This window comes from Streptomyces sp. NPDC044044, from assembly GCF_056434405.1.
Genome location: NZ_JBWKFG010000001.1, coordinates 659,905 through 673,707, shown reverse-complemented (window position 1 = coordinate 673,707; position 13,803 = coordinate 659,905). Strand labels below are relative to the sequence as shown.

The following is a 13,803-nucleotide window of genomic DNA, read 5'->3' as shown; positions in this document are numbered from 1 at the left end:
CGGGTCAGAGACCGGCGCGGCTCCCGGCGCGCGCGACAAACAACGAGTCCAGGCGCAGGCCGAGTTCCTCCCCCGCGTGCTCCGGCTCCGCCAGGGTGATGGTCACAGGGGTGACCTTCCCGCCGGGGACGGAGAAGGGGCCTACGGCACGTCGGGGCAGGTCCGCGCCCTTCACCAGCCGGGAGTGCTTGCCGACCTGAACCCGGTAGAGCGCGTCCGGCCGCGCCTCGCCCCGGACCGCCACCGACAGCCTCGCGGCACGGTCGGCGGTGATGTGGGCGGTGTGCCGCACCGTGGTCCGGTGGGTGCTGTAGTAGCTGCCGTCGTCGGCGTAGCTGTAGCCGTGCTCGATGTCGGCTGCGTCCAGGACGGCTGACGTGTCCGGGCCGAGGTCGACCGTGCGCTCCGGAATGATCCGCAGCTCGCCGCCGAGTTCGACCTTGACGACGGGCAGCACCTCGTCGCGCGGCCGGTCGGGCAGCGTCACCACGAGGTCGTCCCCGTCCCGGCGCCACTCCAGCCGTTCCGTCGAGCCGTCCTCGCGGACATCGCGTACGGAGGTGGCAAGGCCCGGCAGCCGGAGTTCACCGTCACCGGACTCGGGCCACTTGCTCACGTGCAGGAACAGGTCGCGGTCGTTGACCGTGACCTCGCCCCACGGCTGACCGCCGAAGCGGGTGGCCGATGCGCCGAGCACGGCGTCGGGGTGCCGGTCGAGCCAGTCGCCCATGCCGCGCAGGACGTCGGCCTCGAACTCCACGACCGAACCGTCCCCGCGCGGGCCGATGTTGAGCAGGTAGTTGCCGCCGCGGGCGCGTACGCCGGTGAGACCGCCGACCAGGTCCCTGATCTTGCCGGGCAGGTCCTCACGCTTCTGCCAGCTGCGGTACCCCCAGGTCTCGTGGTAGATCGACGCGGGTGTCTGCCAGGCGCCGTCGAGGGCCACATCGGGAATCTCGTTGTCGCCGAGGGTGCGGAAGTCGCCCTGGTTGTTCCACACGCGGCTGTTGATCGCCGCCTTCGGCTGCAGTTCGCGGACGATACCGGCGAATTTCCGGCTCTGGGCAGCGGTGGGCGACGACATGTCGAACCACACCTCGGCGATGTCCCCGTACCGGGTCATCAGCTCACGGAGCTGTCCCTCGATGACGGGTTCCATCGACGCGGGGATCGGATTGTTGTTGTTGCCGTCGAAGTCGTGGCCCTGATGCCAGTCGACGAGCGAGAAGTAGAAGCCGAACTTCAGGCCCTGGCTGCGGCATTCGTCGGCGAGCGCATTCAGCGGGTCCTTGCCGTAGGGGGTCGCGTCGACGACGTCGTAGCCGGTGGTGTCGGTGTCGAACATGGAGAAGCCGTCGTGGTGCTTGCTGGTGATGACCACGTAGCGCATCCCCGCCTGCTTCGCGAGGGAGCAGATCTCCGCGGGGTCGAAACGGTCGGGCCTGAAGCGCTGGGCGACTTCGAGGTACTCCTCCTCGGAGATGTCGGCCCACATCTGGATCTGTTCGCTGTAGCCCTTGGTGACGGGCTTGCCCTTCCACACTCCTCCCAGTTCGGAGAACAGGCCCCAGTGGATGAACATCCCGAACTGGAGCTTCTGCCAGGCCGCGAGGTCCTTGTCGTCGCTGGGTCCGATCTCGCCGGGTATGCCTTGCGTGCGGGGGCCGCCGGCCGGGTCCGCCTGCGTGGCGACCGCCGCGGGAGGGCTTGCCACGGCTGCCGCGACGGCCAACAGGAGCGCGAGCACGACGCCGATCACCTTGCGCATCACGAGTCTCCTCTACAACTGCCCCAGGTCGATTCATCCGACGTTAAGAGCCAGAACCGGCGCTCCATGCGTCACGAGTGAGAAATGGGGGCGGGTACATCGGATGTTAGATGCGTGAGGGCGTGGCGTCACCACCCCCGACAGACCCACTTGCCACAGATACCGGTTACTGCTGGGCAGCGCCCAACTGACGCTTCCCTATTGAGTGTTCAGCCGCAGCCATGCTAGAAACCGCTTACTCTCAGCCCGTCGCACGGATGGCACACAGCCACGCGAGCCCCTCCCCCCACTCGCAAGGAGCCCCCTCATGCGCAAACGAACCGGCACCCTCACGGCCGCCGCCTCCTCCCTGGTCCTGCTCACCGCGGCACCCGCCGACGCCTCCGTCATCTGGGACGGGGACGCCTCCGGAGGCACCGGCGTGTTCTCCTCGACGCTGTGCGACGCACCCGGCAGCGTCACCGCACAGGACAACGGCGACGGGCGCGGCCAGGTCTTCAAGTTCAACAAGCCACTGGGCCTCGAGCGTTGCGAGGCACACGGGATCAGCGTCGGCGGCTCGCGATACACCTTCAAGAACAACTCGACGTACTGGATCGGCTGGGACACCTCCACCAACACCCCGGACGCGGGCACGATCTTCCAGTGGAAGTCGTACGGCACCAACGCCCAACACCAGCAGAACTACCCGGTGTTGATGAAGGTCGAGGGCGGCACGCTGAAGCTGTTCCACATCGAGGTCGGCGAGAAGTGGACCCTGAAGTGGTCGACACCCGTCACCACCAGTACGTACAAGCGCATCGTGCTCGGCATCCACACCTCGTCCGACGCCTCCGCCGGGTGGGTGACGGCCTTCTACAACGGCACCAAGGTCGCCGAGTTCTCCGGCCGCACCTGGGACGACCTGGGCAACGACACCCGCTTCGGCTCCTACGGCTCCGAGGTCAAGGACAAGCGCGTCATCAACTGGATCGACGGGCTCAAGGTCGGCACGGCGTACGGGGACGTGGACAACTGACCTGACTCACACCACTGATCTGACTCACGCCGCTGGCCTGGCTCACGCCGCTGGCCTGGCTCACGCCGCTGGCCTGGCTCACGCCGACGGGACCAGCCGCCCCTCGGCCAGCTCCAGCAGGTTGTCCCGATGATGTTCGCGCAGCGCCCGGTCGTGGGTGACCATCACGACCGGGCCCATGAACTGAGCGATCGCCCGCTGGAGTTGCTCCACCAGGGCGAGGCTGAGGTGATTGGTGGGCTCGTCGAGCAGCAGCAGGTGCGGACGCCGTGAGAACAGCAACGCGAGTTCGAGCCGCCTCAGTTGACCCACGGAGAGGCGATTCACCGGAACGTCGAAGTCAGCGGCCCCGAACAGACCGAACCGGGTCAACTCCCTCGCGGCGTCGTCGACATAGGCCGAGCGGTGCGCGGCGAAGGTGTCCAGGACGCCCCGCCGCTCCTGGGAGAAGTGGCTCTCCTGCGGCAAGTAGCCGACGCGCAGCCCTGGTTCCCGTACGACCGCCCCGGCATCGGGCACCCGGAGGCCCGCCAGGACGGACAGGAGGGTCGACTTGCCCGCGCCGTTCGCTCCGGTGATCACACGCAGCGAGCCGGGAGCGAGCTCCAGGTCCACGCCACGCACCACATCGCCGACGACCAGGCCCTCACCCCGGAGCAGCACCCCCGCGGGCGGCTCCGCACCCTCACTCTCCGGCGGCTGGAAGGCCAGAGGCTCGGGCGGGCGGTGCACTTCCTCGTCCAGGAGGCGCCCCAACTGCTGCCGGGCCGCACGGGTCGCGCGGGCCGCGGCGGCCTGGGCACCGCCTCCGGCGAGGTTGTAGGAGAGCTTGTCGCTGTCCCGCATGCCGCCGAACGTGCGGCCGGTCCTGGTGGCCCTGTCGAGTTTCCGCCGGGTCTCCGCAAGCTCCTGGCGCCAGTCGCGGTACTGCTGCCACCATCGCGCCTGCGCCGCGGCGCGTTCGTCGAGGTAGTCGCGGTAGCCGCCGCCGTAGCGCACGGTGGTGCCGCGGGGGCCGTCCAGGTCGACGATGGCGGTGACGGCGGTGTCGAGCAGCAGACGGTCGTGCGAGGCGATGAGGCAGGGCCCCTGATACCGGGCCAGCCACTGGACCAGCCAGTCGACCGCACGGTCGTCGAGGTGGTTGGTCGGCTCGTCGAGCAGCAGTCCGGCGGGTTCGGCGAGGACCAGCTCGGCGAGCGCCAGGCGGGATCGCTCACCACCCGACAGCGTCTCGGTGGGCCGGCGCCGGTCCAGGGTGCCGAGACCGAAGACGTCGAGGACCTCGCCGACGCGGGCATCGAGTTCCCACCCGCCGCGCCGGTCGAACTCGTCCTGGAGGCGGCCGTACTCACTGAGCACCTCGCTCAGATCGCCCTTGTCACCCTTGCCGGAATCGCCCTTGTCGGAAGCGCCCCTGCGGGAATCGTCGTCGCCGGAGTCGTCATGGCCGACGGTGGACATCAACTCCTCGGCCGCGCGCATCCGTTCGGCCATCTCGCCGAACTCGGCGGTCGCCCGCGCGAGCACGGCCTCGATGGTGGCGTCGGCCGGGAAGCCGGGCTGCTGCGGCAAGAACCCCACCTGGCCCGCGACCGCCCGTACGACCTGGCCGCGCTGCAGCGCAAGTTCACCGGCGATGGCGCGCAGCAGCGTCGACTTGCCCCTGCCGTTCTCGCCGATCAGGCCCACCCGCTCACCCCGGGACACCTTCAGCGAGACATCGCGCAGCACGAGGCGGTCCCCGAGCGCACAGTGCACATTCTCGGCGACGAGGTGCGCGGAACCGTGGTCACCGGACAGGACGTCCTGGGCACCGGCCTGCCCCGCCTTCGATACAGACATCGTGAGGGACTCCTGTCCTACGCCGAGGCATCGGCCAGCGGCGTTCCGCAGCGGGCGCAGTAGCGGGCGTCTCGTTCGGCGGCGAGGCGGCCGCACTCGGGGCAGACATGTTCCAGCAGGCAGACCGGCTCGCCCGCGTCGGAGCCGTCGGCCTGACCGGTACCGAGGGCCGGACGCCGACGGTGGGAGGTCGTGTAGACGAGCCCCTTCTCCCCCGCGTCGACGCAGCGGGTGATGCCCGGGGGGAGCCAGGCGAGGGCGCCGGGGGCGAGCTGCCAGGTCGCGTCCGGCGTGCGGAGTTCACCGGCGCCGGTCAGCACGGTGAACAGGACTCCGAACTCCTCCTCCGTGTGCTCGCCGATGCTCGCGCCCGGAGCGAGCCGCACGACGTCGGCGTCCAGATCCCTCGCACGGTCGCCGAGCGACCACAGGACACTGATCCGCCCTCGCCCGACGGCCGCGGTCTGTTCCGGCCCGACGAACACCGGGGCGGCGGGGGCGGGCGTGCTCATGCGAACTCCAGTCGGCGGAGGCGGAAGCGGAAGCGGAGGCGGAGGCGGGGACGGGTACGGAGAGGGGACGGAGGCGGCGGGTCGGCTGCGGTGCCGGCGGGATTCGAACCCGCGGGCGAGGAAGGGCAAGGCCCGCCCTGCTCTCACCAGTCGACGCGAGAGGGGCTTCCCCCACGCCGATCGCATTGGGCCGCTCTGCCACGGCTCCGCAACCTTGCGGGACTGCGCGATCCCGCTCCGGTGAGGATAGGGACAGCGCACGGCGGGGAGCGAGTCGATTTTCGCCGCGGAGCCGTCGGCCATCGCCGCGGAACCAACGCCCGGGACTCGGCACCCCGCTGTCGGGATCAGGGGCGCGGCCCGAGGAACAGGCCACCACTCGCGTCGATGACCTGGCCGGTGATCCAGCGCGCTTCGTCGGAGGCGAGGAACGCCACCACGTCGGCGACGTCGTCGGGCCCACCGAGATGGCCGAGCGCCGTCGCGCCGGCTATGAACTCGGCAAGGCCCGGCGCCTCGAAGGCCGCGCCGTTGGTCGCCGTCCGCGTGGCGCCGGGAGCGACCGCGTTGACCGTGATGCCTCGGGGACCGAGTTCGGACGCGGTGTTCCACGCCCAAGCGGCGGCCAGCGCCTGTCTGGGCGCCATGCACACGGCGTTGGTGCGCTGGGCCGAGGACGACGGACGGGCCGAGCTGCCCGATCTGATCGCGAAGGCGCTTGCCGCCGCCTTCGGTGAGGGCATCGTCGACGCCGATCCGGAGGCGTGAGGCGGACAGCCCCGGCGGCGAGACCCCGAACTGCCCTTGGGGAGCGCCCCATCGGCCTTCGCGAGCGAGGGGGGACCCCCGCCGGCCGACGAAGATCATCGCGTGCAGAATGGCCCGTATGTCGATATCGAATACTCCCAAGACGGCATCGATCGACGACGCCTCGCCGATCGGCCGCACGCTGGCTCGCGCTTTCGACGACGACCCGATGATGCGCTGGTTCTTCCCCGACGACGCCACGCGTGAGGCGGGGCTCGACCGCTACTTCGCCACGATCTTCACGCGGCAGTACGTCCGCCACGGCGTGTGCGAACACACCCCGGCGGCGGCCGCCTACTGGGTGCCGCCGGGCGCGCAGGACAAGGCCGTTCCCGACACGGAGACCATCCAGGAACTCACGGCGATCCTGGGCGACCAGGCTCCGCTGTTCCGGCAGGCCGTGGAGGCGGCCGCCGGGCACGGTCCCCAGGAGCCGCACTGGTACCTGGCCGTGCTCGGCGCGGACCCCGCCGTCCAGGGGCAGGGGCACGGAGCCGCCCTCCTGCGCTCGGGCCTCGCCAAGGCCGATGCGGACGGCCTGCCCGTGTACCTGGAGTCTTCCAAGCCGTCCAACCTCCCCGTCTACGAGCACTTCGGCTTCACGGTGCTCGGCGAGGTCCAACTCCCGGGCGGCGGACCGACCTTGTGGGCGATGCGCCGCGAACCGCGCCGCACGGCCGAGAGCGCGTGACGGTTCGGCTGCTCGGCGCGGTGTCGATCTCGCGCCACGACACGGGCCGTCGGCCGGGGGCGGATGTCACGCCCCCGGCTGCCCTTCGGTCAGTCGCCGATCCGTGGCAGAAGGGAGACCGTCATGGCACCCTTCTGGGCGACCAGCACATCCCCATAGAGCACGAGTTGGGGCGGGTTCGCGAAGCCGGGCCCCTGCTGCTTGCCGATGTCGACGTGATCGCGCCAGACCTTCTCGCCCGTGCGCAGGTCGAGGCCGGAGAGGTCTCCGTTCGGGCTGAAGAAGTAGACGACTCCCTGCCTCTCCGACACCACGGGAGGCGCGATCCCCGTCACCGTCTCCTCACCGGGCATCTCGACGCCCACCGGTGCGGTCCACAGCTTCTTTCCCGTGGTCAGTGAGTAGGCCGACGCGTTGCCCTCCCAGCTCACGGAGATCAGATGATCGCCGACGACGTCCGATCCCGCCACCTTCCCCTCGACCCGACGGGAGTGTGAGGTCTGCTCCCCCGAGCTGTCGACGGTGGTCACGTGCATGACCTTGTCGCCCGGATCCCTCTGTTCGATCAGGACCATCCGGTCCCCCGAGGTTCCCATGAGCTGGTGCCTGCCGGGAATGGTCGTGATCTTCTCGGCGTCGCCGGTGGCAGGGTCGAGACGGATGACGTCGGTGTCGCCCGGCTTCTCCGTTTCCGGCGTGCACAGGAGATGGGGTACGCCGCTCAGGACCGCCCGCTGGCACGAGATGCCCTTGTCCCAGGTGTGGCGCCACTTCTCCTCACCTGTCCGTGGGTCGAGGGCCGACATCGTGCGAAGCGACGGGGTGTTGGCGAGGACCGCGCCGTCGATGAGCATCGCGGCCTGGTCGGTGCGGTCGTCCTGGGGCATCTTCTTCTTCCACAGCACGTCGCCGTTGTCGGCGTCCACCGCCATCAGATCGGTACCGCCCATGTAGTCACCGTTCGGCAGCTTCTTGTCGGTGTGGTTGCGGTAGGCGTAGACGACGCCGTCGCGCACGGCGAACGGGTGGTCGGGGCCGTCGCCTTCGCGGTTGACCTTGACGGTCCACAGGCGCTCGCCGGTGTTGGCGTCGAACTTCGCGGCGTCGTACTTGGACCCGGCGCAGTACAGCGCCGAACCGTCCACCAGACAGCCCCGGTCGGCGACACCCGCGGCGTCGTTCCGCCACGGCTCCCAGCCCTCCGGCGACGCCGCAGGACGCACGGGCCGGTCCTCCTCGCCGCCGGCGCCGCCCCCGAAGCCGAGCACCGCCCCCACGGTGATCGCGGCGACGGCCACCGCCGCCCCCGCGGCCTGCGAGAAGCGGCGCCTGCCGCGCCGGCGTACAACCTGCTCGACCAGATCCCCGGGCGCCCGCACCCGGTCAAGGGCGACCGCATGCAGCGTCTCCCGGACCTTCTCCTCGACATGGTCCGTCGTCATCCCTGCATCTCCTTCGGCGCATAGCTGAGCGGCTGGACCTGGTCCGCGGGCCTTTCGGGCCCGAGTTCCGGTACGAGGACACGGAGCTTGGCGAGCGACCGGTGCGCCGTACTGCGCACCGTGCCGACCGGGCATCTCAGCAGCGCCGCGACCTCGGCCTCCGGCAGGTCCTCGAAGTAGCGCAGCACGACCACGGCCCGCTGCCGCTTCGAGAGGCGACGCAGCGCCGCCCACAGCGCGATCCGCAGCTCCGATTCCGACTCCGCGCCCTCCGTGCCGTACTCGGGCAGCACGGGCACCGTCGTCTCGGCCCGGTGTCCGCGCAGTCGCCAGCGGTTGACCTGCTGGCGATACAGGATCTGGCGGACGTACGCCTCGGGCTGTTCGATGCGCGCCCAGCGTCCGTAGGCCTTCATCAGCGCGATCTGCAGCAGATCCTCCGCCGCGTGCCGATCCCCGCCGGTGAGCAGCACCGCGAGTCGCAGCAGCGCGGTGGAGCGCATCGCTACGAACTCGCGGAACTCGTCGTGACTTGAGGCCTCCATCGACCCTCCCCTTCTTGGCAACCATCACGACGCGATGGACCACCCGCGGCTATCCCTCTGCGGGCGAGATTGTGTGATCACACCAAGTGGCACGACGGGAGATGGGCGGATCCTCAGCCCTGGCGGCGCGGCAGGCGTACGACCTGGACGAAGAAGTCATCGATCTGGCGTACCGCGGCGATGAACTGATCCAGGTCGACCGGCTTGGTGACGTAGGCGTTCGCGTGCAGTTTGTAGCTGCGCAGGATGTCCTCCTCCGCCGCCGACGTGGTGAGCACCACCACCGGGATGTCCTTCAGGTCCTGGTCCGACTTGATCTTCTGCAGGACCTGGCGCCCGTCGTACTTGGGGAGGTTGAGGTCGAGCAGGATCAGATCGGGTCGCGGCACGTGTGTGTACGCACCCCGCTGGTAGAGGAAGTCGAGCGCTTGCTCGCCGTCCCGGGCCACGTGCAGCTTGTTGCGGATCTTGTTGTCCTCGAACGCCTCGCGCGTCATCAGCTCGTCGCCCGGGTCGTCCTCCACGAGGAGCACGTCGATCGGCGTGGCGGAAGGGGTGCTCATGTCAGGGCCTTCTCCTCGGTGCGGGATGCGGTGTCCAGTGCGGTGTCGGGGCCCGCATCGGCGTCGGCGTCGGACGGCAGGGTGAAGCACATGCGCGTCCCCCCGGTGTGGCCGCTGTCGATCCAGATGTGGCCGCCGTGATGCTCGACGATCTTCTTGCACAGCGCCAGGCCGATGCCCGTGCCCCCGTAGGCGTCGCGGCCGTGCAGCCGCTGGAAGATCACGAACACCTTCTCCGCGAACTCCTCGGGGATACCGATGCCGTTGTCGGTGACACAGAGGTTCCAGGTGCCGGAGCTCTTGTCCTGCTCGCAGGTGATCCGGATCCGCGGGGTGCGTTCGGGGTGGTGGAACTTGATGGCGTTGCCGACGAGGTTCTGCCAGAGCATCGTCAGGAGCGTCGGGTCGCCGACGGTCTCGGGCAGCTTCTGCGGACGTTCGACGAGCGCGCCGGTGTCCCGGACCGAGGTGTCCAGGTTGGCGAGGGCCTTGGTGAGGGCCTGGTCGAGATCGACGGGCACCCGGGCGTCGTTGAGACGCCCTACGCGGGAGAAGGTGAGCAGGTCGTTGATGAGGACCTGCATGCGCTTGGCGCCGTCGACGGCGAAGTCGATGTACTGCTTGGCCCGGTCGTCGAGCGTGTCTCCGTACCGCTTCTCCAGGAGCTGGCAGAAGGAGGCGACCTTGCGCAGCGGCTCCTGGAGGTCGTGCGACGCGACGTAGGCGAACTGCTCCAGTTCGGCGTTGGAGCGCCGCAGTTCCACGGCCTGGGCGTCGAGTTCGGCCGTCTGCCGGCTCAGCACGTCCCGCTGGCGACGTGAGGCTTCCAGTTCCTCCACCATCTGCTGCCGCATGCCCTCCACGTCCCCTGCCACCGCCCTGAGGTCCACTGGACCGTCGACCGTGATGACGTGGCCGAAATCGCCGCGCGCCACCTGGCGTGACGAGACGCGCAACGTCTCCAAGGGGCGGGCCACCAGCGTGCGCACCAGGAACGCCAGGGCGATCCCGGCGAGCAGGAAGACCGCCACCATGGCGCCGAGGATCACGGTGCGCACCGTGCGGGTGCTGTCCAGCTCGTCCTTGCCGTCCTCCACGGCCCGCGCCAGGTCGGCGTTCTGCGCGGCCCACACCGTGCGGATCCGGTCGAAGACCTGCTTGCCACGCTCCGCGTTCGTCGCCGCGACGGCGCGTGGCTCACCGGGTGTCACATCGGCCACCAGCGGCTCGGCGTAGGCGCGCCGCCAGTCCGCCGCCTCCCGCTGGACCACCTTGAGGTCCGCCATCAGGCGGGGCCGGTCGCCGATGAGGTCGCGCAGCCGAGCGGCGGCGCGGGCCTCGTCCCGCTTGCCCTGGGCATAGGGGTCGAGGAACTGGCGGTCGGCGGTGATGGCGTAGCCCCGGACACCGGTCTCCTGGTTCACCAGAGCGGCCTGCAGACGGTACGCCTGCGTCCGGGCGGGCTGGAGGCGGTCGGTCAACTGGTCGGTCACGTCCGCGGTCTGTCCAAGGAGGCGGGCGCCGACCACGGTGCCGACGACCACCAGGAGCGCCATCAGGGCCAGCACCAGATGGAACCAGCCCTGCACCGTCAGCCGACGGCCGATCCACGCCCTGCTCTTCGTCTCACCCACGGCGTTGCTCTCCGACGCTGCTCTTGTAGCGCCCCTCGGCCACCGCGCGCGTCGGCCCGTCGCCGTCCCTGTGCCAGTGCAGGTGCACCACGGCCACGTCGTCGGCAAGGCCGCCCTGGTCCTCGGCGAGGTCCTCGGCCCGCTGGATCAGCGTGTCGACGAACGCCTCCGGTGCCAGCGCGGCCAGCTCCCGTGCGAGGACGAGGAGTCCTTCCTCGCCGAGGCGCCGACCGCCCTTGCCCACATGCCCCTCGAACAGGCCGTCGGTGAACAGCACGAGTGCCGATCCCACGGGAAGGGGCACCTCCTCGACCGGCCAGCGCAGCGCCCCGGGCACGACACCCAGGGCGGGACCGCCGGCCACCTCCACCCACTCCACGCCGCCCTCCGCGGTGCGCAGCAGCATCCCGGGATGACCGGCGCGGGTGAGCCGCACGTGCTGTGCCCCCGCCGGAACGGAGAGGCTCGTCAGCGTGGCGAAGATGTACGGCTTCGCCCGCTCCGCCAGCATGATCTCCTCCAGCCTGCCCACCTGTTCGGGGCCGGTGACGCCGCTGAGCACCAGCGTGCGCCAGGCGATGCGCAGTGCGACGCCGAGGGCCGCCTCGTCCGGACCGTGGCCGGAGACGTCCCCTATGAGCGCGTGCACGGTGCCGTCCGCGCCCTGGACGATGTCGTAGAAGTCGCCGCCGAGGAGGGCCTGGGCGCGGCCGGGGCGGTAGCGGGCCACGACGTCCACACCCGCGCTGTTCAGGAGCGGCCTCGGCAGCAGTCCCCGCTCCAGGCGGGCGTTCTCCTGTGCCTGCATCTGGCTGGCCTTCAGGGCGACGCCCGCCTGCTCGGCCTGCTTGCGCTGGATCGCGTAGCGCACGGCCCGGCCGAAGAGCTCCGGTTCCACCCGGCCCTTGACGAGGTAGTCCTGGGCCCCCGCGGTCACGGCGGCGAGGCCGGTCTCCTCCTCGGCGAGACCCGTGAGCACGACGACCGCGACCTGGTCGGCATGGGACTGGACCATGGACACGGCTTCCAGTCCCTGGGCATCCGGCAGATGCAGGTCGAGCAGCACGCAGTCCGGCACCTCCAAGGCCAGTGCCGCACGCGCCTCGGACATGGAACGCACCCACCGCAGACGCATCTTCAGGGCGCTGTCGGCGACGAGTTCCTCGACCAGCAGCGCGTCGCCGGGATCGTCCTCGACCAGCAGCACCGACGGCGGCCACTGCCGTGCCGGTGCGGTGTCGTCCTCGGCCGCCAACCGCGCGCCGGAAGTCCATGGCTGTGACGCCACCGTTATGCTCCCGCCTTCCCCACCCGGTAAGTCCGCCTGGCCACTGGGCCGTTTCCGACGGCACCACGGAGGCGAGTCCGCTCGCAGCGACCGTCGAATGGTCTCCGGATCTTCGCACAACGCACACACCGCTCGGTAGCGAAACGTCGAGGCCGCCGGACCGCAACGAGCAACGGGCGCGGGCAGAGGAACCCCCGTAAGGGGGTGCCGGGTTGACGCTACTGACCCACCCTGCCGTCGATGCACTCACGCAACAGGTCGGCCTGCCCGCAGTGCCGGGCGTACTCCTCGATCCTGTGCACCATGAGCTCCCGGACCGCGAACCCGTCCTTGCCCAACCGCTCGCCCAGGTCCGGGTGTTCGGCCAGCTCGGCGTCCATCGCGGCCTGCTCGCGCGCCAGATCGGCGTATGCGGCATCGACCTGGGCCTGCTCGCCGACCGCTCCGTCGAAGTCCGCGTCGCGCTCGCCGTACAGCTTGGGCAGCTGATCGCCGTCGCGGATCCAGTTGCGCCAGTCCCGTTCGACCTCGGCGAGGTGCCGCACCAGGCCGAGCAGCGACATCGTCGACGGTGGCACCGAACGGAGGGCCAGCTGCTCGGGCGTCAGCCCCTCGCACTTCATCCGCAGGGTCAGGCGGTACCCCTTGAGGAAGTCCTCCAGCGTCGCCAGCTCGCCGTCCGGGCTGACTCCGTCGCTGTTGCGCGGGTCGTCGTCCGGGTCGGCCCACATGTCGGGATAGGTGGTCGCCTGCGTCCATCGTTCGGGTCGGTCGCTCATGCGGGTCATGGTCGTCCGCGCCGGGACGACGCGCCACCGACTTTCGCGGACCGTCAGCGCCAGTCGGGGGCGCCCGAGACGGGTGCCAGGAGGTTTTCGATCTTCGTCTGGATCTCCCGCATGACGGAGACGACGCGGCTCTGGTGTTCGCCGGTGAGCCGGGCCACGGGCACCGAGCAGCTGATGGCGTCGACGGCCGGCGCGTCGTACCGCAGGGCGAAGCCGAAGCCCGCGATGCCGCTCACCGTCTCCTCGCGGTCGATCGCGTAGCCGCGCTCACGCACCCGTCCGAGGTCGGCGAGCAGCACGGCGCGGTCGGTGTGCGTGCTCTGCGTGAATGCCGTCAACGGGCCCTCACCGAGCGGCAGTTCGCCGTCCGGGCGCTCGGCGAGCAGCGCCTTGCCGAGGGCTCCGGCGTGTGCGGGGACGCGGCGGCCGACCCGGCTGATGGTGCGCAGGTACTCGTGGGACTCACGGGTCGCCAGGTACACGACGTTCGAGCCGTCGAGCCGCGCCAGGTGGATCGTCTCGCCCAGGGCGTCCGATGCCTCGTCCAGATACGGGCGGATGGCGCGCACCCGCGCATCGCCGTCGAGGTAACTCGTGCCGGTGAGCAGCGTGCGGATCCCGATGCCGTAGAGGGATCCGGTGGTGTCCGTGCGCACCCAGCCGCAGTCGACCAGGGTCCGCAGCAGTTGGTACATGCTGCTGCGCGGCACGTCCATCTCTTCGGCGAGCTCATCGAGGCGGGCCGGCCGGTCGGCGCGTTCGGCGAGCAGTTCGAGCAGCGCGACGGTGCGCAGCGCCGACTTCACCCCGCGGACTCCCGGGCCGGCCCCGCGGTCCGTTCCGCTGCTGTCCGCCATGCGCCCATCGTAGATCCGCGGCGCCCGCCCATTGACCCCTGTTGT

13 protein-coding genes and 1 pseudogene are annotated in these 13,803 nt (G+C 70.3%); 3 read left to right on the top strand and 11 right to left on the bottom strand.

Translation table 11 applies throughout. The features are described 5' to 3' along the window. Positions 1 to 4: 4 nt before the first annotated feature. Positions 5 to 1,768 carry an alpha-L-fucosidase gene (locus AC07AG_RS03195; RefSeq protein WP_478751269.1) on the bottom strand — a complete coding sequence of 588 codons (1,764 nt, stop codon included), beginning with the start codon at positions 1,766 to 1,768 and terminating at the stop codon, positions 5 to 7. Positions 1,769 to 2,075: 307 nt separating this feature from the next. Here AC07AG_RS03195 and AC07AG_RS03190 point away from each other — a divergent pair, with 307 nt between their 5' ends. Continuing rightward, positions 2,076 to 2,786, top strand: a complete 711-nt coding sequence (locus AC07AG_RS03190; protein WP_478751267.1) for a polysaccharide lyase family protein — start codon at positions 2,076 to 2,078, stop codon at positions 2,784 to 2,786. A gap of 78 nt (positions 2,787 to 2,864) precedes the next feature. On the opposite strand, the gene AC07AG_RS03185 is transcribed toward AC07AG_RS03190, so the two are convergent. From AC07AG_RS03185 to AC07AG_RS03175, 3 genes and pseudogenes are all read right to left on the bottom strand, one after another. Further along, a complete protein-coding gene (locus AC07AG_RS03185; protein WP_478751265.1) occupies positions 2,865 to 4,631 on the bottom strand; it encodes an ABC-F family ATP-binding cassette domain-containing protein in 1,767 nt (588 codons plus the stop codon). A gap of 17 nt (positions 4,632 to 4,648) precedes the next feature. Next, positions 4,649 to 5,143, bottom strand: a complete 495-nt coding sequence (locus AC07AG_RS03180) for a hypothetical protein (protein ID WP_478751263.1) — start codon at positions 5,141 to 5,143, stop codon at positions 4,649 to 4,651. A gap of 347 nt (positions 5,144 to 5,490) precedes the next feature. Beyond that, positions 5,491 to 5,745, bottom strand: a pseudogene (locus tag AC07AG_RS03175) (SDR family NAD(P)-dependent oxidoreductase); the annotation flags it as partial. A gap of 43 nt (positions 5,746 to 5,788) precedes the next feature. Here AC07AG_RS03175 and AC07AG_RS03170 point away from each other — a divergent pair. Then, positions 5,789 to 5,911: a hypothetical protein gene (locus tag AC07AG_RS03170; protein ID WP_478751261.1), complete on the top strand. Its 123-nt coding sequence runs from the start codon at positions 5,789 to 5,791 to the stop codon at positions 5,909 to 5,911. Positions 5,912 to 6,020: 109 nt separating this feature from the next. After that, positions 6,021 to 6,641, top strand: a complete 621-nt coding sequence (locus tag AC07AG_RS03165) for a GNAT family N-acetyltransferase (RefSeq protein WP_478751259.1) — start codon at positions 6,021 to 6,023, stop codon at positions 6,639 to 6,641. An 89-nt stretch (positions 6,642 to 6,730) separates the two neighbouring features. Here the strand turns inward: AC07AG_RS03165 and AC07AG_RS03160 are convergent, their stop codons facing one another. From AC07AG_RS03160 to AC07AG_RS03130, 7 genes are all read right to left on the bottom strand, one after another. Next, entirely contained in the window at positions 6,731 to 8,083 is a 1,353-nt protein-coding gene (locus tag AC07AG_RS03160; RefSeq protein ID WP_478751257.1) for an outer membrane protein assembly factor BamB family protein, read from the bottom strand. Further along, positions 8,080 to 8,628, bottom strand: coding sequence for a SigE family RNA polymerase sigma factor (locus AC07AG_RS03155; RefSeq protein ID WP_478751256.1), 549 nt, complete (start codon positions 8,626 to 8,628; stop codon positions 8,080 to 8,082). The genes AC07AG_RS03160 and AC07AG_RS03155 overlap by 4 nt, the downstream gene beginning before the upstream one ends. A gap of 113 nt (positions 8,629 to 8,741) precedes the next feature. Beyond that, entirely contained in the window at positions 8,742 to 9,191 is a 450-nt protein-coding gene (locus AC07AG_RS03150; RefSeq protein WP_478751255.1) for a response regulator, read from the bottom strand. After that, positions 9,188 to 10,747, bottom strand: a complete 1,560-nt coding sequence (locus AC07AG_RS03145) for a sensor histidine kinase (protein ID WP_478752203.1) — start codon at positions 10,745 to 10,747, stop codon at positions 9,188 to 9,190. Before AC07AG_RS03145 ends, AC07AG_RS03150 begins: the two co-directional genes overlap by 4 nt. Positions 10,748 to 10,817: 70 nt before the next feature. Continuing rightward, positions 10,818 to 12,080, bottom strand: a complete 1,263-nt coding sequence (locus AC07AG_RS03140; protein ID WP_478752201.1) for a PP2C family protein-serine/threonine phosphatase — start codon at positions 12,078 to 12,080, stop codon at positions 10,818 to 10,820. Between the two features lie 251 nt (positions 12,081 to 12,331). Next, complete coding sequence (locus tag AC07AG_RS03135; RefSeq protein WP_478751253.1) at positions 12,332 to 12,901, bottom strand: DinB family protein; 570 nt, start codon at positions 12,899 to 12,901, stop codon at positions 12,332 to 12,334. A gap of 44 nt (positions 12,902 to 12,945) precedes the next feature. Beyond that, positions 12,946 to 13,758 carry an IclR family transcriptional regulator gene (locus AC07AG_RS03130; protein ID WP_478751251.1) on the bottom strand — a complete coding sequence of 271 codons (813 nt, stop codon included), beginning with the start codon at positions 13,756 to 13,758 and terminating at the stop codon, positions 12,946 to 12,948. Positions 13,759 to 13,803: the final 45 nt, after the last annotated feature.

Bases quoted from the DNA above. Each gene is read 5' to 3' on its own strand.
- AC07AG_RS03150 (WP_478751255.1), bottom strand. From the start codon at position 9,191: ATGAGCACCCCTTCCGCCACGCCGATCGACGTGCTCCTCGTGGAGGAC.
- AC07AG_RS03170 (WP_478751261.1), top strand. From the start codon at position 5,789: ATGCACACGGCGTTGGTGCGCTGGGCCGAGGACGACGGACGGGCCGAG.
- AC07AG_RS03155 (WP_478751256.1), bottom strand. From the start codon at position 8,628: ATGGAGGCCTCAAGTCACGACGAGTTCCGCGAGTTCGTAGCGATGCGC.
- AC07AG_RS03195 (WP_478751269.1), bottom strand. From the start codon at position 1,768: ATGCGCAAGGTGATCGGCGTCGTGCTCGCGCTCCTGTTGGCCGTCGCG.
- AC07AG_RS03165 (WP_478751259.1), top strand. From the start codon at position 6,021: ATGGCCCGTATGTCGATATCGAATACTCCCAAGACGGCATCGATCGAC.
- AC07AG_RS03180 (WP_478751263.1), bottom strand. From the start codon at position 5,143: ATGAGCACGCCCGCCCCCGCCGCCCCGGTGTTCGTCGGGCCGGAACAG.
- AC07AG_RS03130 (WP_478751251.1), bottom strand. From the start codon at position 13,758: ATGGCGGACAGCAGCGGAACGGACCGCGGGGCCGGCCCGGGAGTCCGC.
- AC07AG_RS03145 (WP_478752203.1), bottom strand. From the start codon at position 10,747: ATGGCGCTCCTGGTGGTCGTCGGCACCGTGGTCGGCGCCCGCCTCCTT.
- AC07AG_RS03185 (WP_478751265.1), bottom strand. From the start codon at position 4,631: ATGTCTGTATCGAAGGCGGGGCAGGCCGGTGCCCAGGACGTCCTGTCC.
- AC07AG_RS03160 (WP_478751257.1), bottom strand. From the start codon at position 8,083: ATGACGACGGACCATGTCGAGGAGAAGGTCCGGGAGACGCTGCATGCG.
- AC07AG_RS03190 (WP_478751267.1), top strand. From the start codon at position 2,076: ATGCGCAAACGAACCGGCACCCTCACGGCCGCCGCCTCCTCCCTGGTC.
- AC07AG_RS03135 (WP_478751253.1), bottom strand. From the start codon at position 12,901: ATGACCCGCATGAGCGACCGACCCGAACGATGGACGCAGGCGACCACC.